Source organism: Pseudonocardia sp. P-1, from assembly GCF_058111925.1.
The window spans coordinates 2,879,766-2,904,920 of record NZ_CM176614.1 but is presented as its reverse complement, the minus strand read 5'-3'; the positions used below and the strand labels follow the sequence as shown (position 1 = coordinate 2,904,920).

Below are 25,155 nucleotides of genomic sequence, written 5' to 3'. Positions count from 1 at the left end.
CGCACCCCTGCCCGATGCGATCGACACCCGCCTCGACCGGATGCCGGCCTTTCGGAGTGGCAGCTGCGGCGGTCCCGCCGCTCCCGGGTGACCGACGGCGCGACGGCCACGGTGCTCCGCGACGCCACCGGGTCCGTCTTCCTGCGCGAGGGCCGCGCCTCGGTCCGCACGACGACCGGCTGCTGGACGGCCGTCGCGGCGGGGGAGCTCGTCCTGGTCCCGCGGCCGGGGGACCTGACGGTCCGCGGCGAGGACGGGGCGGACCTCACCGCCGTCGTGTTCGCCGGGCCTGACCCGGCTGAGGGCGACCGCCGCGACGGCGTGAGCGCGACCGGCGCTCAGCCGCCCCGGCGCATCTGCTCCAGCATCGCGTTGTAGGCCTTCAGCTCGGCGTCGTCGTCCCGCTCGGCCTGCCGGTCCTTGCGGGCCGCCTCCCGGGAGTCGTCGCGCGACCACTGCACCACCAGCGTGACCATCACCAGCAGCATCGGGATCTCGCCCGTCGCCCAGGCGATGCCGCCGCCGGTGCGCTGGTCGTCGAGCAGGTCCAGCCACGGCAGCCCGACCTGGCGGTAGAAGTTCTCCCCGAGCACCGTCGAGGAGCTCATCACCGCGACGCCGAAGAACGCGTGGAACGGCATCGTCGCGAGCATGACCGCGAGCCGCCCCAGGTGCGGCAGCCGGTGCGGGGCGGCGTCGACGCCGATCAGCGGCCAGAAGAACAGGTAGCCGACCAGCACGAAGTGCAGGTTCATCAGCTGGTGGGTCCAGTGGAACCGCAGCGCCCCGTCGAACAGCGGGGTGAAGTACAGGACGTAGAACGAGCCGACGAACAGCACCGCCGCGAACGCCGGGTGGGTCATGACCTTCGCGACGCGCGAGTGCACCGCGGCGAGCAGCCACTCGCGCGGGCCGGGTGGGTTGCCGCGGCCCGCCGGGCGCAGCACCCGCAGCGCGAGCGTGACCGCGCCGCCGAGGCTCAGCAGGATCGGCGCGAGCATGTTCAGGGTCATGTGGCTGATCATGTGGACGCTGAACATGGACGGGGAGTAGAAGCCCAGCCCCGACGACGTCGCCAGCAGCAGCGTCGCGCAGCCCAGCAGCCAGGCGACGGTGCGCCCGACCGGCCACACCACCCCGCGGGACGCGAGCCGGCGCACGGCCACCAGGTACAGCCCGGCCAGCACCAGCGCACCGGTGCCGAACAGCAGGTTCCAGCGCCAGTCGGTCAGTACCGCGAGCGCGGAGAACGGCCGGTCGATGTCCCAGCCGATCAGGGTCTGCAGCGCCGAGTCGTCGGCGACGACGAACCGCGGCGGCACCAGCCGGATGCTCGCGACGCCCAGTGTCGCCACCACCGCCCCCAGCACCGCGACCACCGGCAGCAGCCGGCCCGGCGCCGGTCCGCCCGGGGCGGTGACGAGTCCGCGGACCAGCAGCGCGGTCAGCGGGACCAGGGCCGCGAGCAGCACCGCGACGACCACGGCGACCCGCACGTAGGCCGACCCGCCGAGCGGACCGGCGTCGGTCACCACCAGCTGGAAGACGATCTCACCGGCCAGGTACACGACCCCGCCGACGGCGAGCAGCCCGCGGACCCGGCCCGCGGTACGTCCCTCGACGACGCCGCCGTGCACGCGGAACGCGACCAGAGCGGCGACCAGCCCGAGCCAGGCGGTCCCGGCGACGGCGCGCAGCACGTTCGCATCGCCGCTCCAGTCGTGCCCGGCCCCGGTCGCGGCCGGGTGGACCGCTGCGGGCACCGCCATCGCGCACGCGGCGACCAGCCCGAGCGCGGCGACGGCCTTCCAGCTCAGCGAGAACGCCGACCCGAGCGCGACGAGCAGCAGCAGCGCGCCGGCGAGCGCCCAGCCCAGCGGCTCCTCGATCGTCGCGGCGGCGCCGAGCCACCCGAACGGGCCCACCGACGCCAGGACGCCGGGGGAGTTGCCGGTCATGTCGGCCACCGACAGCCAGCCCGCGGCGATCGCCGACACCCCGGCGACGGTGGCGGCCAGGGTGCCCCGGCGCAGCGCGCGGTAGCCGTGGACGTCGACCGTCCCGGACCCCTGTGGCGCCGCGACCAGGCCGCCGACCAGCAGCGACCCGGCGGCGAGCGCGGTCGCGGCGACGGCCAGGACCTTCGCGACGACCGTCGCGGCCTTCAGGCCCGGCTCGGGCACCGGCAGCCCGCTCTGCCGCCAGAAGCCGTCGTCGCCGATCGTGACGGCGACCGCGACGCCGGCGCACAGCAGCACCAGGGCGACCGTGAGCGCGGTCAGGAGGGCACGGCGGTCGCGCCGCGCCGGCACCGCCGGTGCGGGCTGCGCACCACCGGCCGCATCGGTCGTCGCCTGCTCCGTGCTCGCGCTCACCGAGAACCCCTCCGCAGGTGGTCACCGGGCACGTACCGCGCCCGTGTCACCTCCGATGGTCCCCGCCCGGCCCGGCGCGCGCCGCACCGGGTCGGACGGGTCACGTCAGTTCCCGGTGATCCCGGACCACCAGCGCTGGATCGACTCCCAGAAACCCTGCGCGTCCTGACCGATCTGGCCGGGATCGGGCAGGTTCGACGGCAGCGACGGCAGCTCGCTCGGCAGCGACGGCAGGTTCGACGGGAGAGAGGGCAGACCCGACGGCAGACCCGGGATGTTGCTCGGCAGCTGGATGCCGCCGTCGTTCTCGCTTGTCGGGGCCTCGGTCGTCGTCTCGGTGGTGGGCGGTGCGCTGGTCTCGGTGGTCGGCGGGGCCTGGGTGTCGGAGTCGCCGTTGCCGAACAGCAGGAACCCGAGGAGCAGCACCAGCAGCGCGACGACGAGCGCGCCGATCGCGATCCACTTGCCGATCCCCGACGAGCCGAGGTCACGCGGTTCGGGCTCCGGCTCCGGCGCGACGACCGGCGGAGCGACGGCGGCCGGCTCGGAGAGGATCTCGGCGACGCGGCGGGCGTCCGGGCGTCGCTGCGGGTCGGTCGCGGTGGACCGGTCGATCGCCGTCCGCACCGGTTCGGGCACGTCCGCGGGCACCACCGGGGCGCGGTTCACGCGCTCGGCGGCGCCCTGCAGCCCCTGGCCCTGGTACTCCTGCCGCCCGGTCCAGGCCTCCAGCAGCACGAGGCCGAGCGCGTACACGTCGGTCGGCGGCCCGACCGGTCGGCCCTGGACCTGCTCCGGCGACAGGTACGCCGGTGTCCCGATGATCTCGCCGGCCGCGGTGTGGCCGTCGGCGCCGAGCAGGGCGGCGATGCCGAAGTCGGCGAGCCGGGCCCGGCCGTCGGAGTCGACGAGGATGTTCGACGGCTTGATGTCGCGGTGCGTGACGCCCTGCGAGTGGACGTAGGCCAGGGTCTGGGCGACCTCGGTGCCGATCCGGCGGATGTCCTCGGGCGGCAGGTCCTCGCGGGCGATGACGTCCTTGAGCGTGGGCCCGTCGACGAGCTCCATGACCAGGTAGGCGCGGTCGGCCTCGACGGCGAAGTCGTGCACCGCGACCAGCCCCGGGTGGCGCAGGTTCGCCATGACCTGCGCCTCCTGCTCGAAGCGCTGGTCGGCACTCGGGTCGTCGGCCGCACCGAAGATCTTCACCGCGACCGGCCGGTTGAGCCGGGTGTCGGTGGCCCGGTGCACGTCGGACATCCCGCCCTGGCCGAGCAGCCCCTCCAGCCGGTACCGGCCGCCGAGCAGCTCGGGCTCGGTGATGGGGGCGGGCATCATCCGGGTCGCGTCCGGGCGCGACGGGCGCGGCGCGCCGTGGGCGGCGGTCGGCGGGGCGCCGAGGTGGTGGGTCGGGGCTTCTCCGGGCCCGAGGCGCCGGGTGCCGTCCGCGGGGGTACCGGGCCCACCGGGGCCCGGGCGGCCGGGCCCGGGGGCGGGCCGACCCGGCGGGTGGCGTCCGGGGCGTTGCTGCGGGTCGCCGGGTCGTCGTCGGCGCGGCGCGGCGTGGGCCGGGCCCCGCCGACGCGACGGGTGGGGTCGGGCCCGGGGCCGCCCGGCGGCCGCTGCCGGCGGTTCCCCGTCCGCCACGGGTCGGACGCATCCCTGCGGGTGCGCTCCGGATCGTCGCCGCGGGTCACGGGCCCTCCCGGTCTGCTGGTACAGCCGGGCCGCGGGCGCGTGCACCGGCCGTCCGCCGTCGTGGCGGACCTCCTGGCGGCGACCGTACCGTCCGGAACCGGTCACCCCGGTGGACGGCACGCTGCCACCACCCGGTGATCCTCCCGCCCCGGAGCCCTCAGCGCGCCGTGACCGGTGTGCGCAGGTCGGCCGCGGGGAACGGGGGCCGGTCGTCGAGACGGACCGACAGCTTCCCGGCGGCCCGCCAGGCACGGGCGGTCAGGTCGCGGTCCTCGTCGGTCACGAGGTTGCCCATCACTCGCAGCGCGACGGTCATCAGGGCCCGCGACCGCATCCCGACCGGCCCGGCCAGCGGCAGCAGCCGCGGGATCGTGATGAGCCCGGCGAGCCGCCGCGCGATCGAGAACGCCAGGCCGTAGTGCGAGCGCAGGGTGGCGGGCCAGGCGCGGTCCAGGTCGGCGCCCGACGCGAGCAGCTCCGCGACCAGCCGGCCGGTCTCCAGGCCGTAGTCGATGCCCTCCCCGTTGAGCGGGTTCACGCAGCCCGCCGCGTCGCCGACCAGCGCCCAGTTCGGCCCGGCGACGCCGGACACCGCCCCGCCCATCGGCAGCAGCGCGGAGCGGACCAGCTCGACCTCCGGGCCGAGCTCCCACTCGGCGCGGCGCGCGTTCGCGTAGTGGTCGATCAGGCCGCGCAGCTTGATGTTCGCCGGGCGCCGGTCGGTGGCCAGGGTGCCGACGCCGATGTTGACCCGGCCGTCGTTCAGCGGGAACAGCCAGCCGTACCCGGCCAGGACCTCGTCGGCCTCGCCACGCAGCTCCAGGTGCGAGCTGATCCACGGGTCGTCGTGCCGGCCGGAGCTGACGTAGCCACGGGCGGCGACGCCGTAGGCGGTGTCCTGGTGCCACTCCCGGCCCAGCACCCGCCCGAGCGTGGAGCGCGCCCCGTCGGCGACGACGAGTCTGCGGCACCGGACGGAGCGGCCGTCGTCGAACAGCACGGAGTCGACCCGGCCCCCGGCGAACGTCACGTCGACGGCCTTGGCGCCCTCCATCGGGGTCGCGCCGGCCTCCAGGGCGACCCGGCGGATGCCCGCGTCGAGCTCGGTGCGCGGGATCGCCGAGCCGTGCGCCGGCAGCGACCCGCCCGGCCACGGCAGCTCCAGGACCTGCCCGAACCCGTGCGCGCGCAGCCCCTGGTTGGTGCCGTGCGAGTCGACCCAGCCACCGAGGCCCAGGTGCCCCAGCTCGGCGATCGCGCGCGGGGTCAGCCCGTCACCGCAGGCCTTGTCGCGGGGGAAGGTGGCGGAGTCGGCGAGGACGACGTCGAGCCCGTGCCGGGCCGCCCACGCCGCCGCCGCCGACCCGGCCGGTCCCGCCCCGACGACGAGCACGTCGGTGGAGTCCGGAGTGGTGGCGGGCGGGACGGGGCCGGTGCTCATGACCCCAGTGTCGCAACCCGGCCGGGCGGCCGCCGCCGAGCGTGCCCCCGGTCACGACCGGGGCCGCTACCGTGGCACCCGTGATCGGACCGCAGACACAGGACCCGGCCCGGCTCGACGCCGTCCGGGTGGTGGCGGCCCGGGTACCGGGACTGACGCTCCTGCTCCTGCACGGGTCGCGCAGCCGCGGTCAGGAGTATGCCGGGTCGGACTGGGACCTGGGCTATCGCGGCGACGCCGACCCGGCCACGCTGCTCGACGCGGTCGCGTCGGCGCTGGGTACGGACGCCGTCGACCTCGTCGACCTCGACCGGGCCACCGCGCTGCTCCGGTACGAGGCAGCCCGCGACGGCGTCGCCCTGTACACGTCCGGCGACGCGTATCGCGACTTCGTGCTGGAGGCCACCCGCTTCTGGTGCGACGCCGGTCCCGTGATCCGGCGTGCTCAGCAGGACGTCCTCGCGGGGCTCGGGCGGTGAGCGGGGCGATCCGGCCGGAACTGCTCGCCGAGCGCGCGGCGACGGTCCGCCGGCACCTCGACCGTGTGCGGGACCGGCTGCCGTCGGACCCGGACGGGCTGGCCCCGATGACCGACGCGACCGACGCCGTCGTCCTGCACCTGTGGCAGGCCATCCAGGTCGTCATCGACATGGCGGTGTCGGCCTGCGTCACATCGGGGCTCGGCTCGCCGCCCACCTACGGTGACGCGTTCCGCCTGCTCGGGAGGCACGGCGTCGTCGAGACCGGACTGGCGGACCGGCTGGCCAGGGTGGCCGCGTTCCGCAACCTACTGGTCCACGCCTACGGCGAGCTCGACCTGCGCCGGGTCCACACCATCGCTTCGCAGGGCCCTGCCGACCTGCTCGCGTTCCTGGCGGCGCTGCGCGACGCGTGAACTCCGGTCACGACCGGGTCAGGTGCCAGAGGATCACGTCGTGGGCGTGGCGGGCCTTGTCGTCGCCGCGGAAGGCCACCTCGTGCACGGCCGCCCCGACGGTGATCGCGATCTGGCTGGAGCTCGCGAACCGGCCCAGCAGGTTCCGGTCGGCGACGAACGACACCGAGGAGATCCGGCCGTAGGGGATCGAGGTGATCGCGGTGCGCTTGCCGACGAAGGAGTTGTCCTGCAGGACCGCCCGCAGGTCGGTGAGTCCGAGGAAGCCGGTGCCGGCACCGATCGCGTCGTAGACGGCGATGATCCGCTCGCCCTCCAGCAGGCCGGCGGCGACCTTGTCGAGCTGGTCGCGCTTGTCGAAGACGGGTTCGCTCATGGCTCCGATACTGCCCGGCGGGCGAGCAGTGTCCGCACTGTCCAGACCAGCGCGGAGACGGCGAACAGCACGACGGTCAGCCACACCCACCGCATCCGGTAGGGCTCCTGGTCCAGCCCGGTCGCGTTCAGCGTGCTCAGCGCGCCCTGCCGGATGATCCCGGGCAGGAACATCAGCAGCGCGAGCCCGGCGCCGAGCACCGGGATCCGCACGTGGTTGACCAGCGGCACCCGGGTGCGGGGCAGCGCGAGCAGCAGCAGCCGGTCCCCGGCGGCGTAGAGCGGGAACAGCACGAGGTCGTGCAGCAGGACCGCGCCGGCGAACCACCAGGCCATCGTGACCAGGTCCGGGGACCCGCCGACGATCGCGTACACCGCCCACCCGGCGAGCGCGAAGCAGCCGAGGGCGGCGAGCAGGCGGCTACCGAGGAGCAGCACGGGAGAACCCGATCGTCGCGACCCACTTGGTGTTGTGCACCCCGGGGAGCGCCGGGACGATCAGCCGCGCCGGGTACCCGTGGTCGGGTGACAGCTCGGCGCCGTTGACCCGCAGCGCGAGCAGCGAGTCCGGCGACAGCGTCTGGCCGCGGTTGAGCAGCGAGCGGGCGAACGGACTCCCCACCTCGACCGACCGCACCTCCGCGGTCTCCGGGTCGGTCACGCCCGCGGCGCGGGCCAGGTCGGTCAGCCGCACCCCCGTCCACACCTGCGAGGTCGACCAGCCCTCGACGCAGGCGATCGGCAGCTCCGCGGTGTGCTGCGGCAGCGCGGCCAGCGCCGCCCGGTCGAGCACCACCGGTGCCGTGCCGCCGGTCAGGGTCAGCGTCCAGGCGCTCCCGACCGCGGCCGGGGCGATGCCGGACGCGACGAACGTGCGGTTGACCGGGAAGTCGTTCGGGCCGCCCCGCTCGGTGCTGTCGGGCGCCGTCGTCCGGCCGCGGGGCAGCAGCAGCGCCGTCGACCGGAGCCGGTCGGTGAACTGGCCGACGGTCAGTGCCGCGACGAAGAGCATCCCGCCGCCGACCAGGGCGAGCGCGCCGCGCCGCGACATCGTCGGGGGGTCCGGGTCGGGCGCGACCAGCGGGTGTGCCGGCTCGGGCCGGGTGGCGGCGAGCGGCGTGGCCAGCTCGGTGCGCAGCGATCGGCCCCGCAGCGACCGGACCATCGTCGGGAGCTTCGTGACCACGTGCAGCGCGAACGAGGCCAGGAACACCCAGGCCGCGGCGTAGTGGCCGTCGTAGAACGAGAAGCCGAAGACGTAGTCGTACTGGACGTTCAGCAGGCCGGTGACGATCAGGAACAGGATCGAGCCGACCAGCAGCACCAGCGACAGCCGTTCCAGGAGCGTCACCGGGTTGCGTTCGGGTGCGGTGAACAGCTTCGGGATGACCGACCACAGCTTCGCCAGGACCAGCGGCACCAGCACGATCCCGAGCCCGACGTGCAGGCCCTCGGTGAGCCGGAACAGCGAGGCCGGTGACGCGGGCCAGTCCCACCACGGCAGCTGCAGTCCGCCGACGGCGTCGGCGGCCGGGATGGCCTGTTCCCGGCCGTAGGCGAGCCGGTCTAGCAGCCCGGTGAACGCCACGACGGGGAGCCCGACCAGCAGTGGCAGCGCGAACATCGAGGTCAGCCAGGGGCCCCGGATCGGGCTGCGCCACCGCACCACGCGCCTCACGGCCCGGTCAGCTCCAGGAACACCCGGGCGCCGAGGTGCACGTCGGTCACCCGCAGACCGGCCCGCCCGGCCGTCACGGCGAGGGGCACCGCGCCCTGCGCGGCCCACGGGATCGGCTCGCCCGCACCGCTGCCGCACAGCACCCGGGCGGTACCGCGCCACGCGTGTTCGGGGCGCGGGTCGGCCTCCACCAGCACCGTCCCGCCGTGGGCGAGCAGCCGCGCGGCGCGGGTGAGCAGGGCGACCGGGTCGCCGCCGATGCCGATGTTGCCGTCGGCGAGCAGCACGTGGGACCAGCTGCCCTCGCCGGGCAGCGGGCCGAACAGGTCGGCCTGGACCATCGCGACGCTGCGGCGGCGGCACAGGACCCGGGAGACGGCGGAACCGTCGACGCCGAGGGCGGCGATCCCGCGCGCGGCGAGCGCGACGAGCAGCCGGCCGGGCCCGCAGCCGAGGTCGAGTGTGGGGCCCGCGCAGTGGCGCAGCAGCCAGTCGTCGCAGCCACCGGCGGCGTCGGCCCAGCGGCCGACGTCCAGCGCGATCTCGGTGCCGTCGTCGCAGAGCAGGCGGGAGGGGGCGCCGGACAACGGCATGTCGAAGCCCTCGGCGGTCACGGTCACACCGACACCTCCGGACATCGCAGCCTGAGCTCGGCGACGGCGCGGGCGAAGCGGCTCCCCGGGACCTGCGCGGCGACGGCGACGGCCTCCGCCCCCGTGTCGACGTCGGTCAGCGGCTCGGTGAGGGCCACCCGCAGGCCGGCGGCCCGCAGCGCGTCCAGCGTCCGGTCGCCGGTCTCGGCGGTCGACATCGGCACGCCGTGCAGCGCCGCGGCGGCGAGCGGGTCGCGCAGGCCCAGCACCCACCAGCCGCCGTCGGTCGCGGGGCCGAGGACGGCGTCCACACCCGGTTCGGCGAGCCGGTCCGCACAGTGGGACAGCAGCTCGGCCGTGGCCTGCGGGGTGTCCATCCCGACCTGCAGGGTGGGGCGGCCCGGGTGCAGCGCGGCGGCGTCGGCGTGCGCGGCGGCGATCCGCGCGGCGAGCCCCTCCCCGCGCTGCGTGACGACGGCGAGCCCGTCCAGCGCGGCGGCCAGATCGGCCGCGCCGACGGCGGCGGCCCGGTCCCCGGTCAGCGCGACGACGGTGTCCCCGGCCACCCCGGCGGCGGCGTCGAGGGTGTCGAGCAGCGCCGCCGAGGCGATCGCCGCGGCGAGCTCGGGCGTCGCGGGCGGGCACAGCCTCGTCTTGACCCGGCCCGGCTCGGGTGCCTTCGCGAGGACGACGGTGGTGACGGGGCCGGTCATCGCAGCAGCCGGATCATGTCGCGCCCGGCCCGGACGGTGCCCTTGACCGAGCCGGAGACCTTGGACCGCCCGCCGGCACGCCGGGAGTAGGCGACCGGGATCTCGTCGAACCGCCAGCCCGCCCGGCCCGCCCGCAGCAGCAGCTCCAGCGGGTAGCCGAACGCCCGGTCCTCGATCCGCAGGTCCAGCAGCGCCTGCCGGCGTGCGACCCGGATCGGGGCGATGTCGTGCACCGGGACCCCTCGGGTCCGCAGCATCCCGGCGATCACCGCGTTCGCCGCGCGGGCGTGCCAGGGCCACACACCGACCGTGTCGGGGACCCGCCGTCCGACGGCGATGTCGGCGCGGCCGGACGCGACGGTCTCGGCCATGCCGGGCAGCACGTCGGCGTCGAGGGAGCCGTCGCCGTCGAGGAAGGCCACGAGCTCACCGCTGGCCGCCTCCAGCCCGGCGTGCACGGCCGCGCCGTAGCCGCGACGCGGTTCGACGACCACCCGCGCCCCGTGCCCGCGCGCGACGGCCGCGGTGTCGTCGGTCGACCCGTTGTCGACGACGATCACCGGCCAGTCGTCGGGCATCCGCTTCAGGACATACGGCAGCGCCTCCGCCTCGTCGAGGCACGGCAGGACGATCTCCGGGTGCACGTCGCGATCTTCACCTCTCCGCCGGTCCACCGCCCGCCGAATGCGGGAGGGTCCCGCAGGAGGTTCGAACGGCGCCCCTCAGCGGTTCGTGGTGATCGGTGAACGGAGCGGGTCGGTCGCGAACGCCGTCACCCCGTCGGCGAAGGTGGTCCGGGCGCGGAAGCCCAGCCGGGCCGCCGCGTAGGCCGGATCGGCGACGACGTGGCGCACGTCGCCGGGCCGGGCGCCGCCGATGATCTCGGGCTCGGGGCCGTCCATCGCGCGGGCCAGCTCGGCGGCGAGGTCGCCGATGGTGTGCGGCTCGCCGGAGCAGACGTTCGCGGCGCCGAAGCCGGTCGGCTCCGGGTCGGCGACGAGTGCGGCGGCGTTGGCGGCCGCGACGTCGGTGACGTGCACGAAGTCCCGGCGCTGCCGGCCGTCCTCCATCACCCGCGGCGCCTCACCGCGCTCCAGCGCGGACCGGAAGATCGACGCGACGCCCGCGTACGGGGTGTCGCGGGGCATCCGCGGGCCGTAGACGTTGTGGTAGCGCAGCGACCACACCGTCCCGCCGGTCTGGCGGGCCCAGGCGCTCGCGAGGTGCTCCTGGGCGAGCTTGGTGGCGGCGTAGGTGCTGCGCGGGTCGACCGGCGCGGACTCCGGGACGAGGCCGGACTCGAGGTCCTTGCCGCACTCCGGGCAGCGGGGCTCGTAGCGTCCGGCGTCGATGTCGTCGAGCGCACGCGGCCCGGGCCGGACGACGCCGTGGTCGGGGCAGTCGTAGCGGCCCTCCCCGTAGACGACCATCGACCCGGCCAGCACGAGCCGGTCCACCTTCGCGGCGTGCATCTGCGCCAGCAGCACCGCGGTGCCGAGGTCGTTGTGGGAGGCGTAGTCGGGGGCGTCGGCGGGGGAGACACCGTGCCCGACCATGGCGGCCTGGTGGCAGACCGCGTCCACCCCCGGCAGGAGCCGGGACAGGGTGTCGGCGTCGCGCACGTCGCCGCGGACCAGCTCGTGGTCCAGCTCCGGGGCCTCGCCGCCGTGCGCCTGCGGCAGCAGTGCGTCGAACAGGACGACCTCGTGGCCGTCCGCGACGAAGCGGTCGGCGACGTGGGACCCGATGAATCCGGCACCGCCGGTGACGAGGACGCGCATGCCCGCAGACGCTAGGGCGTACCGGTCCCGCCCGCCCACCGCCCGTCCCCGTCCGCGGCGCCGGCCGGGTCGTCGCGTGGTCCGGCCCCGGAGCCGCGGCTCCCGTCCCAGGTCTCGGCCGCGGCCAGCGCCAGGCCGAACAGGCCCGCCCGGGCCTCGCGGGCACTGGTCCAGCCGCGGTGCTCCCACTCCGGCCCGGCGAGCGAGTCCGCGGCGAGGAACACCTGGCCGTAGCCGACCCCGATCCGGCGCGCGGCCGCGACCAGCGCGGACGCCTCCATGTCGACCACCGCGCAGCCCTCGTCGCGGCGCCGCGCGACCCGCGCCGGGGTCTCCCGGAACACGGCGTCGGTGGTCCAGCACCGCCCGACGACGTGCGGCACCCCGGCGCCGTCGAGCACCCGGACCACCGCGTCGACACCGTCCGGGTCGGCGTCGATCGTCCGCGACGGCGGCTGGTAGTGGAACGAGGTGCCCTCGTCGCGCAGCGCGCTGCCCAGGACGACGGCGTGCCCCAGCGTCAGCTCGTGCCGCAGCGCCCCGGCCCCGCCGACCCCGACGACGGTGCGGACGCCCAGCGCCGCGAGGTGCTCCAGGAACATCACCGCCAGCGGCGCGCCGACGCCGGGGTGCAGTACCGCGACCGGTGTCCCGCCGGGCCCGGTCGTACGCCACACCGGGCTGCGGCCGAGCTCGCTGCGCAGCACGGTCACCGTCTCGGAGCGGGTCCCGACGTCCTCGACGACCTCGGGGAACCAGCACAGCACCGCCGCGGCCGGCATGTCCGGGCGGAGCGGGGTGATCGCCGACGCCCGGATCACGCCCTCGGCGTCCAGGTCGTCCTCGTGCAGGGGGAGGTCCATCGTCGACGATCATCCCCCGCGCACCCGGTCGGGTGGAACACCGCAGGTGGGCGGGGTGACCCTCTCGCCCGGCGTCCCGGTGACGACGGCGCGCAGTATCGTCGGCCGCGGATGCCCAGGATCCGGGCCGATCGGAGGGTGGCACAGGCATGGCCGGAGACTTCCGCGGCCCGCCCCCCGCGGGCGGGCGTCCGCCGCAGGGCGAGCCGCCGCGCGGCGGCCGTCCCGCGCGGCCCGGCAGCCCCGGCTGGACGAACCAGCCCCGCAACCCGCTGCCCGGACACGGGGGCCGTCCGCTCCCGCCGCCGTCCCCGCCGCAGCAGCCGCCCGGGGCCCCGCCGTCGCGCGGGGGCCGCGGACCGCTGCGCAAGCCGCCGCCCGGCCGGGCCGCCGGGGCGCCGCCACCGACCCGGGCCGCCGCGCCGCCCCGTGGTCCGGTCATGCCGCGCCCTTCCGGTTCCGGAGCCGGGGGAGCGGGGGCCGGGGTGCATCCCGCGTCGCAGGCCCCCCGCGACGGCCGGGTCACCCGCGGCCCGTCGATGCCGGACTGGCGCCGCGTCCGTCGTGCCACCCGCGGGCGCTGGAAGGCCGTGCTGATCCTGCTGCTGGTCGCGTTCGTCGGGTTCGGCGTCTACCTCGACCAGAACATGACCCGGGTGCAGGCGCTGCCCGCGGACTCCCAGGCGTCGTCGTCGGGGACGAACTACCTGATCGTGGGATCGGACAGCCGCGAGGGACTCTCCGCCGAGGACGAGGAACGCCTCGCCACCGGTGACGCGGCGGGCCAGCGCACCGACACGATCATGCTGCTGCACACGGGCAGCTCCGGCAGCGTGCTCGTCTCCATCCCGCGCGACTCGTACCTCCCGATCCCCGGGAGGGGCAGCAACAAGGTCAACGCGGCGTTCGCGTTCGGCGGCCCGGAGCTGCTCGTCGAGACCGTCGAGGCCGCGACCGGCCTGCGTATCGACCACTACGTCGAAGTCGGCTTCGGCGGGTTCGTCGGCGCGGTCGACGCGGTCGGCGGGGTGGACATGTGCGTCCCCGGCGCCATCGACGACCCGAAGGCGGGCCTCGACATCCAGGCGGGCTGTCAGGAGCTGGACGGGACGACCGCGCTCGGCTACGTCCGCACCCGCGCGACGCCCGGCTCGGACTTCGACCGCGTCCAGCGTCAGCGCGAGTTCCTCTCCGCGCTGCTGGGCAGGGCCACCAGCCCGCTCACGCTGATCAACCCGTTCCGGATGGTCCCGCTGGCGTCCGCGGTGACCGGCACGATCACCGTCGACGACTCCGACCACATCTGGAACCTCGCCGGCCTGGCCTGGGGGATGAAGGGCGTCTCCGGCGGCGACGGCGTGCAGACGACCGTCCCGATCGGGGGCAGCGCGGGCGGGTCGAACCTGCGCTGGGACCGCACCCGGGCCCAGGCGCTGTTCGGCGCCCTGCAGAACGACCAGGCGCCGCCGGAGTCCAGCTTCGGCCCCTGAGGGCGCCGGTCAGGCGGTCTTCTTCGTCGACCGCCGACGTGTGGTGGCCGGCTTCGCGGGCTTCGCGTCGTCGGTGCCGGTCCCGGCGTCCTTCTCCTCGGTCTTCTTCGTCCGGGAGGACGACCGCCGGGCCGGGGTCTTCTTCTCCGCCGACCCGGACCCCGAACCGGACCCCGACCCGGAGTCCGACTTCGTCGACCGGGCCGCGTCCACACTGGCCTGCAGCGCCGACAGCAGGTCGCTCATCGAGTCCCCGCCGTCGTCGGCGGCCTCCGCGGCGGGCGCCGGGCGGGCGTTGCCGTCGGAGCGCTTCGCCTCGATGAGGTCGGCCATCGCGTCGCGGTACTCGTCGTGGAACTCCGACGGGTCGAAGTCCGCGCCCATGCTCTCGACCAGCGACGACGCCATCTTCAGTTCCTGCGGCTTGAGGTCGACCTCGTTGTCGAGGATGTCGAAGTCCGGCTCGCGGATCTCGTCCTGCCAGATGAGGGTCTGGAGCACGATCGCCTTGCCGCGCACCCGCAGCAGCGCGAGGGTCTCGCGCTGGCGCAGCGCCACCTTCACCACGGCGGTGCGGTCGGTCTCCTCGAGTGCCTCGCGCAGCAGCGCGTAGGGCTTGGCCGCCTTGGTCTCCGGCTCGAGGTAGTAGCTCTTGTCGAACAGCATCGGGTCGATCTGGTCGTTCGGCACGAACTCGATGACGTCGATCTCGTGCCCCGTCCGCACGGGCAGCGACGCGAGGTCGGAGTCGTCGAGGGTGATCAGCTCGCCGTCGGGGGTCTCGAAGCCCTTCACGATGTCGGCGTAGGTGACCTCCTCGCCGCACACCTCGCAGGTCCGCTTGTAGCGGATGCGGCCGCCGTCCTCACCGTGCACCTGGTGGAACCGGACGTCGTGGTTGGACGTCGCCGAATAGACCTTGATCGGCACGCTGACCAGCCCGAAGGACACGGCCCCGCTCCAGATCGCGCGCATGCGGTTCCCCCTCGCGTGCCGTCCGAAGTGACAGCATGACGGTGTGCAGCCCATGCTCGCCACCCCCGGACCCCTGCCGACCGGGGCCGGCTGGTCGTTCGAGGTCAAGTGGGACGGCATGCGCGTGCTGGCCGAGGTCACCGACGGCGGTGGCGGACCGGCACTGCGCCTGCGTACCCGTTCCGGCCGCGATGTCACCGCGAACTTCCCCGAACTCGCCGGTCTGGTGGACCTGGCCCCCGACGTGCTCCTCGACGGCGAGGTGGTGCTGCTCGACGGTGGTGTCCCCAGCTTCGCCGCGCTCGCCCACCGGATCCACGGCCCCGCGGGCGGCCGCCCGGTCACGTTCATGGTGTTCGACGTGCTGCGCCTGTACGGGGTGCCGCTGCTCGACCGCCCGCTGGCCGAGCGCCGGGCCACCCTGGAACGGCTCGACCTGTCCGCGACCCCGCACGTCGAGACCTCGCCGCTCTACCCGGACGGGGCCGCGCTGCTGGAGGTGACGGCGTCGCGGGGGCTGGAGGGCGTCGTCGCCAAGCGGGCGGACTCGCGGTACCGGCCGGGCCGGCGCAGCCCGGACTGGGTGAAGGTCGCCCACCGGCACTCGCAGTCCTGTGTGGTGGGCGGCTGGAGACCCGAGAGGTCCGGTGGTGCGGGGCGGATCGGGGCGCTGCTGCTCGGTGTCCCCGGGCCGGACGGGCTGGAGTTCGCCGGCCGGGTCGGGTCCGGGCTGGCCGGGACGGCGGTGCAGGAGCTGCTCGCCGCCCGGCTGACCGGGGCACCGGAGTCGCCGTTCGCGCGGGTCCTGCCCCGGGTCGACGCCGCGGGCGCACGCTGGTGCTCCCCGACGGTCGTCGCCGAGGTCGCCCACCTCGGGTGGACGGCGGCCGGCCGGCTGCGGCAGCCGGTCTTCCGCGGGATCCGCGACGACGTCGACGCCGCCGACGTCCGCCGGGAGCCCCGCTGAGGACGGCTGATCATCACCCGTTCGCGTGGTCCGCGCGGCGATGTGGTTCGGTGTGCCCGACATCGACGACCCGGAGGTGACGCGCGTGGCGGTCATGCTGACCTGGCGGTCCGACCCCGAGACCGACGGCGCCGCGGGCATGGAGTCGGCGCGCATCACGACCAACGGCGGCGGGTTCCGTGCCGTCGGCCGGATCATCCGCGGCGGGGAGGGCGGGGTGCTCACCGCGTCCTACCGGCTCGTCGTCGCCGGCGACGGGACGCTGTCGCGGCTCGCCGTCGACGTCGCCACCGCCGAGGGGGAGCAGCAGCTCACGCTGTCGCGCAGCACCGACGGCGTCTGGCTGGTCGACGACGGCTCCGGCGGCAGCCGGGGTCACTTCGGCGGCGCCCGCGACGTCGACCTCGCCTTCAGCCCGGTGTTCAACGCGCTCCCGGTCCGGCGCCTCGCCCTGCACCGTGAGCCCGCCGAGCACGTGCTGCCGATGGTGTTCGTCGACCTCCCGACACTGACCGTGGAGAACACCGAGCAGACCTACCGCACCGTGACGGCCGGGTCGCCCGGCACGCCCGCGGTCGTCGGCTTCGCCGCGGGTTCGTTCGCCGCCGACATGACCGTCGACGACGACGGCTTCGTCCTCGACTACCCGGGCATCGCGTCCCGGGTGACTCTCTAGCGCTTCACCGGCTCGACGACGTCGCCGCGGCGGCCGAGCTCGCGCAGCTCGGCGAACACGTCCGGTGCGCCGAGGTCGACCGGCACCTCCAGCGGCTCGCGGGTCGAGGCCCACCGCATCCGCGCCTCGTGCCCGGAGCGCACGGTCGCGGCCAGCCCACCGGTGGAGGCCAGCGCCCCGCGCATCGCGCCGAGCCTGCCCAGCGCGTCGTCGACGGCGGCAAGCAGCGCGCCCCGGTTGCCCTCGCACATCGCCAGGACCAGCTCGGGCCGGGTCCCGGCCACCCGGGTGCCGTCGGCGAACGAGCTCGCGGACAGGGCGAGGGCGAGGTCGTCGCCCTGCTCACCGGCGCCGACGGAGGCGAGCACCGCGGCGAACAGGTGCGGCAGGTGCGAGATCCGGGCGACGGCGACGTCGTGCTCGTCGACGGCCGCGGGCACCACCCGGGACCCGCAGTCCCAGGCCAGCTCGGCGACGTCGCGCCACACCTCGACGTCGAGGCCGTCGTCGGCGGCGGCCACCCAGGCGGCGCCGGCGAACAGGTCCGCGGACCCGGCGGGCCAGCCGGACTCGGCGGTGCCGGCCATCGGGTGCCCGCCGACGAACCGGGTGCGCGGTGCGAACTGGGCGACCGCGTCGGCGACCGGCACCTTCACGCTCACCGCGTCGGTGAGCCGGCAGGTGGGGGCGACCGCGTCGACGCGGCGCAGCACCGCCTCCAGCGCGGTCAGCGGGACGCACACGACGACCAGCGCGTCGGCCTCGGCGGCCCGGGCCAGCGCGGCGTCGATGTCGGTGGTGACGTCGAACCCGTCGGCGACGGCGGCAGCCGCGGTGGGCTCGGACGCGGCGGTGCCCCACACCTCACGCCCGGCGCGGGCCGCGGCCCGCATCAGCGACCCGCCGATCAGTCCGGTCCCCAGCACGCACACCGCTCGCATGCGTCACGAGGGTAGAGACCGCGGTTCCCGGCCCCGCGCGGACTCCGCTCGTCGCACCGCCCGACCCGGTGATCACCGGTTGTGGAGCGCAGAGGCACGGACAGCGCACTCCGGACTCCACAACCGGTGATCATGGGCCGGCGAGCAGCGCGGCCCCGCGCGGGGAGAGCCGGTAGCCGACCTCCAGGCTCTCGGTCAGGCCCAGCTCCTTGAGCGCGCGGACGTCGCGCTTGAACGCCGGGGTGTCCCGCCCGGCCCGCTCCGCGAGCTCGGCGGCCCGTACGCCGGGCAGCTCGGCGACCAGCCGCAGCGTCGGCCGGGTCCAGGGCCCCCGGCGCGACCGGCGGTCCATCCGGTCCAGGGCCGCGACGACGTCGTCGAGGTCCCCGGTCGCGTCCCGCAGCGACTCCCGCGGGTCGGCCCCGGCGAAGCGCAGCCCGATGCGGAACACCGGGTCGGACCGCGTTCCGCGGAACGCGCGGCGCATCCGGTCGGCGGAGGGCTCGCCCGCGGCGCGGGCGTCGTCGTCGGTGATGCGGTCCGGGTCCACCTCGTCGACGGCGACGACCTCGACCACCCCGGCGGCGGTGCGCAGCGTCGAGCCCACGGCCACCCGCGACCGCGCCCAGCGGCGGTACACGCGGTCGACCTCGCCCGCGGCGACCCCGCGCGCCACCGCCACCGGGAGAATCACCGCAACGCCCTCTCCAACGCCCGCGCCAGCCCCAGCAGCACGTCCTCCCCGACGGTGATCCCCACCAGCTGCACCCCCGCGGGCAGCCCCGGCACCGGGACCGGCAGCGCGACGACGGGCCGGTCGAGCAGGTTGAACGGCGAGGTCAGCTGCAGCATCGACGGCAGCACCGGCACCCCGTCGTGCTCGGTCGCGCCGATCGGCGTGGCCCGCAGCCGGGTGGTGGGGCAGAGCAGCACGTCGCAGGAGGCCCCGAGCCGGTCGAGCAGGGCGCGCCCGACCCGGCGGCGCTCGCGCCGGGCGTCGACGTACAGGTGCGCCGGCGCCTCCGCGTGCGGGGCGAGCCGGGCGGCCGTCGCGGGCTGGTACTCGTCGCGGCGCTCGGCGAACCAGCGCCGGTGGGTCGCATAGGCCTCCGCGCCGGTGATCACCGGGTAGGTGGCGGCGAGCTCGGCCACGCCGGGGGTGTCCTGGGCGGCGACGGGTGCGCCGAGCGCGGTGAGCGCGTCCGCCGCGGCCCGGACGGCGTCGGCGATCACCGGGTCGTGCGGGCGCCACCAGTCGTCGTCGGCGACGCCGATCCGGGGCAGCACCGCCGCGGCCGACGCGCCGGGCTCCCCGAGCGCGGTGCGGGCGACGGCGAGCGAGGCGGCGTCGGCGGCCAGCAGCCCGACCGTGTCGAACGACTCGGCGAGCGGGAACACCCGCTCGCCCGGGATGGCCCCGCGCCGCGGCTTCAGCCCGGCGACGCCGCACAGCGCGGCCGGGGTGCGCACGCTCGCCCCGGTGTCGGTCCCGACGGCCAGCGCGAGGTGCCCGGCGGCGACGGCCGCGGCGGACCCGGACGACGAGCCGCCCGTGATCCGGGCCGGGTCGTGCGGGTTGCGGGCCGCGCCGGTGGCGGCGACGTCGCCGGTGGGGCCGTAGGCGAACTCGTGGGTGTGGAGCTTCGCGACGACCACGGCCCCGCGGCCCGCAGCATCGTCACCACCGGTGCGTCGGCGGTCGCGGGGGCGGCGTCGGCCAGCAGCCGCGAGCCGCACCGGGTCGGCAGCCCGGTGACGTCGACCAGGTCCTTGATCCCGACGGCGACGCCGTGCAGCGGGCCCAGCCGTCGTCCCGCGGCGGACAGCGCGGTCAGCTCGGCGGCGCGCTCGCGGGCGCGGTCGGCGTCGAGGGCGACCACGCAGTTCGTGGTGTCGGACCCGAGCCGGGACAGCACGTCGTCGACGTGCTCGGAGGGGGAGAGCTCCCCGGAGTCGAGGGCCCGCAACAGATCGGGGAGCGGCAGCACGCGCTCAGCGTGCCGTCGCTCCCCGACTCCGACAACCGGTGGTCAGCGCGCGGCGTGCATCGTCGCCGCGATCTCGCGCGCCTCGTCCACCGACCCCGCCGACGGCTGCGAGTCCCGCAGCGGCCGGTTCGCCGTCTCGGGGAGGAACAGCAGCGTCACGACGCCGATGACCCCCGCCGCGATCAGGTAGTAGCCGGGCCACAGCAGGTCGCCCGTGGACAGGACGAGCGCCGACATCACCAGCGACACGGTCCCGGCGAACGCCGACACGAAGATGTTGAACGCGATCGACAGTCCGCCGTAGCGGATCTGTGTCGGGAACAGCGCCGGCAGCGTCGACGGTCCGGTGGCCGAGAAGCAGATCAGCAGCAGCCCCATGACCAGCAGGCCGAGGAACACCGCGGGCACCGACCCGTTCTGCATCAGAAGGATCATCGGGATGCCGAGCACGATCAGCCCGCCCGCGCCGACCCACATGATCGGCTTGCGCCCGGTGCGGTCGGAGAGCCACCCGAGCAGCGGGATGATGAACACCGCCAGCCACAGCACCGCGATCTGCAGCCACGACGACGTCGTGGAGTCGATCGAGGTGCCGCCGTGCTGGTCGACCGTGGTCTCCAGGTAGGTCGGCATGTAGCTGGTCAGCATGTAGTTCGTGACGTTCCAGGCGACGACGACGCCACCGACCATGACGAAGGTCGGCAGGTACTTCGTGAAGATCAGCTTGAGGCCGTCCTTCACCTGGGTGCCCTCGCGCTCCTCGGACTCCGAGAGCAGGGTCTGGAAGGCCGGGGTCTCCTCCAGCTTGACCCGCAGGTACACCCCGACGATGCCCAGCGGCAGCGCGACGAAGAACGGGATCCGCCAGCCCCAGCTCGACATGGACTCGGCGCTGAGGACCAGCGGCAGCACCGAGGCGATGGTGGCGCCGAGTGCGTAGCCGACGAACGTGCCGAGCTCCAGGAAGCTGCCGAAGTACCCGCGACGACGGTCGGGGGCGTACTCGGCGATGAAGGTCATGGCGCCGGCGTACTCACCGCCGGTGGAGAAGCCCTGCAGGACGCGGGCGGCGACGAGCAGGATCGGCGCGGCCAGCCCGATCGAGGCGTACGACGGGATGAGCCCGATCAGGAACGTGCCCAGCGCCATCAGGATGACCGTGATCGACAGGACCTTGGTGCGGCCGATGCGGTCGCCCAGCGGACCGAAGAACAGCCCGCCCAGCGGACGGAAGAAGAACGCGATCGCGAACGTCGCGAACACCGCCACCTGGGACAGCGGCCCGGGTGGGAAGAATTCGGCCTCGATGGTCGTGGCCAGATAGCCGTAGACACCGAAGTCGAACCATTCGGTGATATTGCCGACCGCGGCCGCCGCAACAGCGCGCCGCATGGTCGCGGGATCGGTGACGGTGACGCCGTCGACCGTCCCCTCTGCTGTGTCGTCCACGCGTTCCCCCTGGCGACAGTGCACGCCACGGATGAAGCTTTCGTCGGGAAATTGTCAATCCGTGTCGTTCTGTCCGTTTCGTCAAACAGTTCTCCCCGACGTTAACGAGACGTCGCCCCCGGTGCCGGATGAGGCACCGATGTGTCTGTGAGCGGAGTCATTCGATTCGGTGGTTCCGCAGGCGGGACAGCGCTTTTCCGACGTGGGACCGTGGTCGGCGGGCGCAGGTGGCGCCCGTGGGACTCGCAAGCGTCGCGACTCCGCCCGGGTCATCCGGACCCGGTCACCGGACCCGGCGCGTGCCCGTGTGAGGAGGAGCCGTCATGGCTGTGTCGAACGCCGTCTTCCTGTCGATCATCGCGAGCACGGGGGTGGGCCTGGCGGTCACCTCCGCGCTGGCCGCCTACGCCCAGCGCACCTGGAAGGGCTACGGCCGCGTGGCCCCGGCCGAGCAGGTCGAGGAGACCGTCTGAGCGTCCGCGTGCACGGCGCCGCGTCCCCGTCCGGGGGTGCGGCGCCGTCGCGCGTTCAGCCCGTCGCGGCCAGGGCGAGTCCCGCGTACACGGCGACCCCCGCCGGGAACGCGGCCTCGTCGAACACCACCCGGTTCGAGTGGTTCGGCGGGGCGAGGGCCGGGTCGACCGACGGCGGCCGCGCCCCCAGGAACGCCAGCGAGCCCGGCACCCGGTCCAGCACGTAGGAGAAGTCCTCCGACCCCATCAGCGGGTCCGGCATCGCCACGCAGGCGCCGCGGCCGAGCACCTTCTCCGCGACGCGCACCAGCCCGGCGGTCGCGCGGTCGTCGTTGCGGGTGACGGGGTAGCCCGGGACGATCTCGGCCTCGGCCGTGCAGCCGTAGGCCAGCGCGGTGTGCCGGCAGTGCTCGGTGACCGCCCGGTGCAGCAGCGTGCGCACCGGCTGCGACAACGTCCGCAGTGTCCCGGTCAGCTCCGCGGTCTCCGGGATGACGTTGTCGGTGGTGCCCGCCTCGATCCGGGACACCGTGAGGACCGCGGACTCCTGCGGCCCGACCCGGCGGGTCAGCAGGGTCTGCAGGCCGCCGACCATCGCCGCGGCGGCCGGGACCGGGTCGCAGGCGTCCTGCGGGGCCGAGGCGTGCCCGCCGCGGCCGGTCACCCGGACCCGCAGCACGTCCGCGGCCGCCATGATCGGGCCCGGCCGGTGGTGGAGCTGCCCCGTCGGCACCGTCGAGGTGATGTGCAGGGCGTAGGCCAGCTCGGGGTCCTCGTCCAGCACGCCCTCGTCGATCATGTGCCGGGCGCCGTGGAACCCCTCCTCGCCCGGCTGGAACATGAACACCACCCGGCCGGCGATCCGGTCCCGCCGGTCCGCGAGCAGCCGCGCGGCCGAGGCGAGCATGGCGGTGTGGGCGTCGTGCCCGCAGGCGTGCATGACGCCGTCGGTGCCCGAGGCGAAGTCCAGTCCGCTGTCCTCGGGCAGCGGCAGCGCGTCCATGTCGCCCCGCAGGAGCACCGTCGGTCCGGGACGGTCGCCGTCGAGGACGGCGGTCACCGAGGTGCAGGACCCGCCCGTGCGGATCCGCAGCGGCAGCCCGTCGAGGGCCCGCAGGACCGCGTCCCGGGTGCGGGGCAGGTGCAGTCCGAGCTCCGGTGCCCGGTGCAGCTCCCGGCGCAGCGCGACCGTCCGCGGCTGCAGGACGCGGGCGGCCTCGAGCAGGCCGCCGGGGAGTCCCGCGACCGAGGCGGGCGTGATGGGCATGGACCGATCGTCGCTGACCGGAGCCCGTCCGGCGCCCGCGGGCCCGGTGTGACCACGCGTACCTGGTCGTGGCGTGACTCACAGCCCCGGAGCGACGTACCGTTGGTGCGTGGCCACACAGAGCGTCGAGGCAGCCCCGGACACCCGGGGCGCCGCCCTGCCCGGATTCGCGGTCGCCGCGATCCGGGAGGAGGGCCGTTGGCGCTGTGTCCGGCTGGACTCCGAAGCGCTCGTGGACCTCGACGCGGCGATCACCGCGTTGCGCGCGCAGCGCTCCACCGGTGCGGTGCTCGGCCTCCTCGACGTCGACGACGAGTTCTTCGTCCTCCTCCGCCCGTCCGCGGGCGGGGTACGCCTGCTGATCTCCGACGCCGTCGCCGCGCTGGACTACGACATCGCGGCGGACGTGCTCGACCTGCTCCGCGTCGAGCTCCCCCCGGACGACGACGCCCTCGACGACGCCTGGCCGGAGGGCGACCTCGGCATCCTGGCCGACCTCGGCCTGCCCGCCGACGAGCTGGAGATCCTCGTCTCCGACCTCGAGCTGTACCCCGACGAGCAGCTCGACACCATCGCCCGCCGCTGCGGGTTCGCCGCCGCGCTGGACGAGCTCGTCGGCTCCTGAGTTGTTCCGCCCGGCCGATCGGCTCGCGCTGGGCCGTGCCCTCGACGTCGCGCGCGACGCCGAGGCGACCGGGGACGTCCCGATCGGCGCGGTCGTGTTCGCCGCCGACGGCACCGAGCTCGCCGCGGCCTGCAACGCCCGTGAGGCCACCGGTGACCCGACCGCGCACGCCGAGGTGCTCGCCCTGCGCGCCGCCGCGGCCGTCGTGGGGGAGTGGCGGCTGACCGGGACGACCCTCGCCGTCACCGTCGAACCGTGCACGATGTGCGCCGGCGCGATCGGGCTGGCCCGGGTCGAGCGCGTCGTGTTCGGGGCGTGGGAGCCCAAGACCGGTGCCGCGGGCTCGCTGTGGGACGTGCTGCGCGACCGGCGGCTCGCGCACCGGCCCGAGGTCGTCGGCGGGGTCCGCGCAGGTGAGGCGGCCGCCCTGATGCGTGAGTTCTTCGGCCGGACCCCGTGCGCCGACCGCGACTGAGCTTCTTGTAACCTTGTCGGCGGTAGCGTGTCCGAGCGGCCGAAGGAGCGCGCCTCGAAAGCGCGTGAGGTTCACGCCTCCGTGGGTTCAAATCCCACCGCTACCGCTGGTCGGAGGGCCGGATCCCCGAGTCGGGGGTCCGGCCCTCTGTCGTCCGGCCGATGAGTCCACGGCCGCCGGGTGGTCCCCAGGAGCAGCCGACCATCCGCGCGACGCCCGGGAGGACCACCGTGACCGAGGTCTGGAAGCTCGTCCACTCCGAGCGCGCGGCGCTCGTCGCCGACCTGCGGGACGTGTCCGGCGACCGGTGGGACACCCCGTCGCTCTGTCCCGGGTGGACCGTCCACGACGTGCTGGCCCACCTCGTCGACACCGCCCGGACGACCCGGGGCCGGTTCGTCGTCGGCATGCTGCGGGCGCGCATGGACTTCGACCGGCAGAACGAGCACGGGATCGCCCGCGCACGCGGTGCGACGCCGGAGGAGACCCTGCGCCGGTTCGCGGAGTGCGTGCCGATGACCGCCACACCGCCGGCCCCGCTCGCGACCCGGCTGGTCGAGATGGTCGTGCACGGGGAGGACGTCCGTCGACCGCTCGGGATCGTCCGGACCTACGCCCCCGCGGCGGTGGCCCGCGCGCTCGCGCTGCAGGTCCGGACCTCCACCTCGTTCGGGGGTGCCCGCGAGACCGTCGCCGGCCTCCGCCTGTCGGCCACCGACACCGGCCTGGTGGTCGGCAGCGGCCCCGAGGTGCGGGGGACCGCGCTGGCTCTGCTCCTCGCGGTCTCGGGCCGGCCGCCGGGGGACGACGCGCTCACCGGTCCCGGGGCGGAGGCACTCGCGCGGGCGGAGTGAGCGCGTCCCGTCTCCGACCGTGGTCCGACGCCGTGGATCATTCCCGGCTCCGATGTGGCCGACCCCCGTTCGGCGCGACAGTGGGTGCACACCCCGACACGAGGAGCTGGAGATGACCACGATGACCACCACCCCGCACGACCACGCGACCCCGGAGCCCGCCCGCCCCGGCGACCCGGACGCCTACCCCGTCCTCACCGTCCTGATGCTGATGCTCGGCGGCTTCGTGCTGCCCGTCGTCGGCTGGCTCGCCGGTGTCGTGATGCTGTGGACCGGTCGCTCCTGGACGGTCGGGGAGAAGTGGCTCGGCACCCTGGTGTGGCCGGGGATCGTGGCCGTCCCGGCGCTGGTGCTGGTCGCCGGCCTCGTGGCGACGCCGGAGCCGGGTGCCGGGCACTGGGCGATCGTCGTCGCCGGGATCGTCGGTGTCCTGGGTGCGCTGGGCGTCCTGCCCTGGACCTTCGTGAAGCTGCTGCGCGCCGGTCGGCGTACCCACTGAAGTTGGTAGTGACGCTCGCTCGAACAGGTGAACGGAATATCCGGCGCACAACCGCCTGATTCGG

At 75.2% G+C, this 25,155-nt stretch carries 27 protein-coding genes, 1 tRNA gene and 1 pseudogene; 12 read left to right on the top strand and 17 right to left on the bottom strand.

From position 1 onward, the window contains the following. The first annotated feature begins 87 nt into the window (after positions 1-87). Positions 88-378, top strand: coding sequence for a hypothetical protein (locus AC0GKK_RS14185; RefSeq protein WP_489881812.1), 291 nt, complete (start codon positions 88-90; stop codon positions 376-378). On the opposite strand, the gene AC0GKK_RS14180 is transcribed toward AC0GKK_RS14185, so the two are convergent. The 3 genes from AC0GKK_RS14180 to AC0GKK_RS14170 form a co-directional block, all read right to left on the bottom strand. Beyond that, positions 339-2,375, bottom strand: coding sequence for a cytochrome c oxidase assembly protein (locus AC0GKK_RS14180; RefSeq protein ID WP_489881811.1), 2,037 nt, complete (start codon positions 2,373-2,375; stop codon positions 339-341). The two genes, AC0GKK_RS14185 and AC0GKK_RS14180, sit on opposite strands and share 40 nt — an antisense overlap. Positions 2,376-2,480: 105 nt before the next feature. After that, positions 2,481-3,713: a serine/threonine-protein kinase gene (locus tag AC0GKK_RS14175; RefSeq protein ID WP_405420258.1), complete on the bottom strand. Its 1,233-nt coding sequence runs from the start codon at positions 3,711-3,713 to the stop codon at positions 2,481-2,483. Positions 3,714-4,230: 517 nt separating this feature from the next. Next, positions 4,231-5,514, bottom strand: a complete 1,284-nt coding sequence (locus AC0GKK_RS14170; RefSeq protein ID WP_251783131.1) for a geranylgeranyl reductase family protein — start codon at positions 5,512-5,514, stop codon at positions 4,231-4,233. A gap of 80 nt (positions 5,515-5,594) precedes the next feature. Here AC0GKK_RS14170 and AC0GKK_RS14165 point away from each other — a divergent pair, with 80 nt between their 5' ends. Further along, positions 5,595-5,993, top strand: a complete 399-nt coding sequence (locus AC0GKK_RS14165) for a nucleotidyltransferase domain-containing protein (protein WP_489881810.1) — start codon at positions 5,595-5,597, stop codon at positions 5,991-5,993. Then, positions 5,990-6,409, top strand: a complete 420-nt coding sequence (gene hepT / locus AC0GKK_RS14160) for a type VII toxin-antitoxin system HepT family RNase toxin (RefSeq protein WP_489881809.1) — start codon at positions 5,990-5,992, stop codon at positions 6,407-6,409. The genes AC0GKK_RS14165 and hepT overlap by 4 nt, the downstream gene beginning before the upstream one ends. Before the next feature lie 7 nt (positions 6,410-6,416). On the opposite strand, the gene AC0GKK_RS14155 is transcribed toward hepT, so the two are convergent. From AC0GKK_RS14155 to AC0GKK_RS14120, 8 genes are all read right to left on the bottom strand, one after another. After that, the gene (locus AC0GKK_RS14155) at positions 6,417-6,785 is read right to left on the bottom strand and encodes a PH domain-containing protein (RefSeq protein ID WP_062399487.1); all 369 of its coding nucleotides are present in this window, start codon (positions 6,783-6,785) and stop codon (positions 6,417-6,419) included. After that, positions 6,782-7,222 carry a hypothetical protein gene (locus AC0GKK_RS14150; RefSeq protein ID WP_489881808.1) on the bottom strand — a complete coding sequence of 147 codons (441 nt, stop codon included), beginning with the start codon at positions 7,220-7,222 and terminating at the stop codon, positions 6,782-6,784. The genes AC0GKK_RS14155 and AC0GKK_RS14150 overlap by 4 nt, the downstream gene beginning before the upstream one ends. Beyond that, positions 7,206-8,462 carry a molybdopterin-dependent oxidoreductase gene (locus AC0GKK_RS14145; RefSeq protein ID WP_489881807.1) on the bottom strand — a complete coding sequence of 419 codons (1,257 nt, stop codon included), beginning with the start codon at positions 8,460-8,462 and terminating at the stop codon, positions 7,206-7,208. The genes AC0GKK_RS14150 and AC0GKK_RS14145 overlap by 17 nt, the downstream gene beginning before the upstream one ends. Next, a complete protein-coding gene (locus AC0GKK_RS14140) occupies positions 8,459-9,082 on the bottom strand; it encodes a methyltransferase domain-containing protein (RefSeq protein WP_253069312.1) in 624 nt (207 codons plus the stop codon). The genes AC0GKK_RS14145 and AC0GKK_RS14140 overlap by 4 nt, the downstream gene beginning before the upstream one ends. Further along, on the bottom strand, positions 9,079-9,768 hold the full coding sequence (locus AC0GKK_RS14135) for a TIGR04282 family arsenosugar biosynthesis glycosyltransferase (RefSeq protein ID WP_476653427.1): 690 nt from the start codon (positions 9,766-9,768) through the stop codon (positions 9,079-9,081). Before AC0GKK_RS14135 ends, AC0GKK_RS14140 begins: the two co-directional genes overlap by 4 nt. Further along, positions 9,765-10,412: a glycosyltransferase family 2 protein gene (locus AC0GKK_RS14130; RefSeq protein WP_073575722.1), complete on the bottom strand. Its 648-nt coding sequence runs from the start codon at positions 10,410-10,412 to the stop codon at positions 9,765-9,767. The genes AC0GKK_RS14135 and AC0GKK_RS14130 overlap by 4 nt, the downstream gene beginning before the upstream one ends. A 78-nt stretch (positions 10,413-10,490) precedes the next feature. Next, positions 10,491-11,549, bottom strand: a complete 1,059-nt coding sequence (locus tag AC0GKK_RS14125) for an NAD-dependent epimerase/dehydratase family protein (protein WP_253069532.1) — start codon at positions 11,547-11,549, stop codon at positions 10,491-10,493. Positions 11,550-11,560: 11 nt separating this feature from the next. Next, entirely contained in the window at positions 11,561-12,412 is an 852-nt protein-coding gene (locus AC0GKK_RS14120; RefSeq protein WP_476653431.1) for a nucleoside phosphorylase, read from the bottom strand. Between the two features lie 149 nt (positions 12,413-12,561). On the opposite strand from AC0GKK_RS14120, the gene AC0GKK_RS14115 reads away from it, so the two are divergent. Further along, a complete protein-coding gene (locus AC0GKK_RS14115; protein WP_489881806.1) occupies positions 12,562-13,902 on the top strand; it encodes an LCP family protein in 1,341 nt (446 codons plus the stop codon). A 9-nt stretch (positions 13,903-13,911) separates the two neighbouring features. On the opposite strand, the gene ku is transcribed toward AC0GKK_RS14115, so the two are convergent. Then, positions 13,912-14,877 (bottom strand): non-homologous end joining protein Ku, encoded by a 966-nt coding sequence (gene ku / locus AC0GKK_RS14110; RefSeq protein ID WP_253069292.1) that lies wholly within the window; start codon positions 14,875-14,877, stop codon positions 13,912-13,914. Positions 14,878-14,929: 52 nt separating this feature from the next. On the opposite strand from ku, the gene ligD reads away from it, so the two are divergent. Both ligD and AC0GKK_RS14100 read left to right on the top strand, forming a co-directional pair. Then, the gene (gene ligD, locus AC0GKK_RS14105) at positions 14,930-15,844 is read left to right on the top strand and encodes a non-homologous end-joining DNA ligase (RefSeq protein WP_253069293.1); all 915 of its coding nucleotides are present in this window, start codon (positions 14,930-14,932) and stop codon (positions 15,842-15,844) included. A gap of 52 nt (positions 15,845-15,896) precedes the next feature. Beyond that, on the top strand, positions 15,897-16,520 hold the full coding sequence (locus AC0GKK_RS14100) for a putative glycolipid-binding domain-containing protein (protein WP_312888627.1): 624 nt from the start codon (positions 15,897-15,899) through the stop codon (positions 16,518-16,520). Here AC0GKK_RS14100 and AC0GKK_RS14095 read toward each other — a convergent pair. The 4 genes and pseudogenes from AC0GKK_RS14095 to AC0GKK_RS14080 all read right to left on the bottom strand — a co-directional run bounded on the left by AC0GKK_RS14095 (position 16,517) and on the right by AC0GKK_RS14080 (position 20,898). Then, the gene (locus AC0GKK_RS14095; RefSeq protein WP_253069290.1) at positions 16,517-17,461 is read right to left on the bottom strand and encodes a prephenate dehydrogenase; all 945 of its coding nucleotides are present in this window, start codon (positions 17,459-17,461) and stop codon (positions 16,517-16,519) included. The genes AC0GKK_RS14100 and AC0GKK_RS14095 overlap by 4 nt on opposite strands. A gap of 130 nt (positions 17,462-17,591) precedes the next feature. Further along, on the bottom strand, positions 17,592-18,155 hold the full coding sequence (locus AC0GKK_RS14090) for a hypothetical protein (protein ID WP_253069289.1): 564 nt from the start codon (positions 18,153-18,155) through the stop codon (positions 17,592-17,594). Then, a pseudogene (locus tag AC0GKK_RS14085) lies at positions 18,152-19,341 on the bottom strand (amidase). The gene AC0GKK_RS14090 and the pseudogene AC0GKK_RS14085 overlap by 4 nt, the downstream one beginning before the upstream one ends. A gap of 150 nt (positions 19,342-19,491) precedes the next feature. Further along, positions 19,492-20,898, bottom strand: a complete 1,407-nt coding sequence (locus tag AC0GKK_RS14080; RefSeq protein ID WP_489881805.1) for an MFS transporter — start codon at positions 20,896-20,898, stop codon at positions 19,492-19,494. A 323-nt stretch (positions 20,899-21,221) separates the two neighbouring features. On the opposite strand from AC0GKK_RS14080, the gene AC0GKK_RS14075 reads away from it, so the two are divergent. Next, a complete protein-coding gene (locus AC0GKK_RS14075) occupies positions 21,222-21,371 on the top strand; it encodes a hypothetical protein (protein ID WP_157818417.1) in 150 nt (49 codons plus the stop codon). A gap of 55 nt (positions 21,372-21,426) precedes the next feature. On the opposite strand, the gene AC0GKK_RS14070 is transcribed toward AC0GKK_RS14075, so the two are convergent. Next, complete coding sequence (locus AC0GKK_RS14070; protein WP_489881804.1) at positions 21,427-22,638, bottom strand: M20 metallopeptidase family protein; 1,212 nt, start codon at positions 22,636-22,638, stop codon at positions 21,427-21,429. Positions 22,639-22,747: 109 nt separating this feature from the next. Between AC0GKK_RS14070 and AC0GKK_RS14065 the strand changes: the two genes are divergently transcribed. The 5 genes from AC0GKK_RS14065 to AC0GKK_RS14045 all read left to right on the top strand — a co-directional run bounded on the left by AC0GKK_RS14065 (position 22,748) and on the right by AC0GKK_RS14045 (position 25,091). Beyond that, positions 22,748-23,263: a tRNA adenosine deaminase-associated protein gene (locus AC0GKK_RS14065; RefSeq protein ID WP_174525539.1), complete on the top strand. Its 516-nt coding sequence runs from the start codon at positions 22,748-22,750 to the stop codon at positions 23,261-23,263. Position 23,264: 1 nt separating this feature from the next. Next, entirely contained in the window at positions 23,265-23,738 is a 474-nt protein-coding gene (locus AC0GKK_RS14060; protein ID WP_208826060.1) for a nucleoside deaminase, read from the top strand. Positions 23,739-23,759: 21 nt separating this feature from the next. Further along, a tRNA-Ser gene (locus tag AC0GKK_RS14055) sits at positions 23,760-23,844 on the top strand. A gap of 124 nt (positions 23,845-23,968) precedes the next feature. Next, positions 23,969-24,592: a maleylpyruvate isomerase family mycothiol-dependent enzyme gene (locus AC0GKK_RS14050; protein ID WP_489881803.1), complete on the top strand. Its 624-nt coding sequence runs from the start codon at positions 23,969-23,971 to the stop codon at positions 24,590-24,592. 112 nt (positions 24,593-24,704) lie between these two features. Beyond that, on the top strand, positions 24,705-25,091 hold the full coding sequence (locus AC0GKK_RS14045; protein ID WP_489881802.1) for a hypothetical protein: 387 nt from the start codon (positions 24,705-24,707) through the stop codon (positions 25,089-25,091). Positions 25,092-25,155 lie beyond the last annotated feature (64 nt).

Bases quoted from the DNA above. Each gene is read 5' to 3' on its own strand.
- AC0GKK_RS14175 (WP_405420258.1), bottom strand. From the start codon at position 3,713: ATGATGCCCGCCCCCATCACCGAGCCCGAGCTGCTCGGCGGCCGGTAC.
- AC0GKK_RS14170 (WP_251783131.1), bottom strand. From the start codon at position 5,514: ATGAGCACCGGCCCCGTCCCGCCCGCCACCACTCCGGACTCCACCGAC.
- AC0GKK_RS14155 (WP_062399487.1), bottom strand. From the start codon at position 6,785: ATGAGCGAACCCGTCTTCGACAAGCGCGACCAGCTCGACAAGGTCGCC.
- AC0GKK_RS14135 (WP_476653427.1), bottom strand. From the start codon at position 9,768: ATGACCGGCCCCGTCACCACCGTCGTCCTCGCGAAGGCACCCGAGCCG.
- AC0GKK_RS14125 (WP_253069532.1), bottom strand. From the start codon at position 11,549: ATGCGCGTCCTCGTCACCGGCGGTGCCGGATTCATCGGGTCCCACGTC.
- AC0GKK_RS14120 (WP_476653431.1), bottom strand. From the start codon at position 12,412: ATGGACCTCCCCCTGCACGAGGACGACCTGGACGCCGAGGGCGTGATC.
- AC0GKK_RS14115 (WP_489881806.1), top strand. From the start codon at position 12,562: ATGGCCGGAGACTTCCGCGGCCCGCCCCCCGCGGGCGGGCGTCCGCCG.
- ku (WP_253069292.1), bottom strand. From the start codon at position 14,877: ATGCGCGCGATCTGGAGCGGGGCCGTGTCCTTCGGGCTGGTCAGCGTG.
- ligD (WP_253069293.1), top strand. From the start codon at position 14,930: ATGCTCGCCACCCCCGGACCCCTGCCGACCGGGGCCGGCTGGTCGTTC.
- AC0GKK_RS14095 (WP_253069290.1), bottom strand. From the start codon at position 17,461: ATGCGAGCGGTGTGCGTGCTGGGGACCGGACTGATCGGCGGGTCGCTG.
- AC0GKK_RS14075 (WP_157818417.1), top strand. From the start codon at position 21,222: ATGGCTGTGTCGAACGCCGTCTTCCTGTCGATCATCGCGAGCACGGGG.
- AC0GKK_RS14070 (WP_489881804.1), bottom strand. From the start codon at position 22,638: ATGCCCATCACGCCCGCCTCGGTCGCGGGACTCCCCGGCGGCCTGCTC.
- AC0GKK_RS14045 (WP_489881802.1), top strand. From the start codon at position 24,705: ATGACCACGATGACCACCACCCCGCACGACCACGCGACCCCGGAGCCC.